Annotated in this window: 1 protein-coding gene; it reads left to right on the forward strand. The window is 63.7% G+C overall.

The genetic code is table 11. From position 1 onward, the window contains the following. The coding region (locus EN906_RS37085) for an SDR family NAD(P)-dependent oxidoreductase (protein ID WP_127375909.1) at nucleotides 1-399 on the forward strand (399 nt) is incomplete at both ends.

The raw sequence follows: 399 nt of genomic DNA on the forward strand, positions 1-399 counted from the left end.
GCCGAAGCCGTGCGCGCCCGCACGGATCGGCTCGATATCCTCATCAACAATGCCGGCATCGGCACGGCAGGCCAAGGCGCCAAACGTCAGGTCAGCGCCGACGGCTGCGAACTGCGCTTCGCGGTCAACTACCTCGCCGGTTTCCTGCTGACATCGGAGCTTCTGTCGTTGCTGAAGGCGAGTGCGCCGGCCCGCATCGTCAATGTCGCCTCTGCGGGGCAGCAGGCGATCGATTTCAGCGATGTCATGCTGACCCGCTCCTATGACGGCGTGCGTGCCTATTGCCAGAGCAAGCTGGCGCAGATCCTGTTCACCGTCGACCTTGCGGAGCAGCTGAAAGGCACCGGCGTCACCGTCAACGCGCTGCATCCGGCGAGCTATATGAACACCACCATGGTC

Origin of the sequence: Mesorhizobium sp. M7A.F.Ca.CA.004.06.1.1, assembly GCF_003999135.1 — a bacterium.
Classification (GTDB): Bacteria; Pseudomonadota; Alphaproteobacteria; order Rhizobiales; family Rhizobiaceae; genus Mesorhizobium.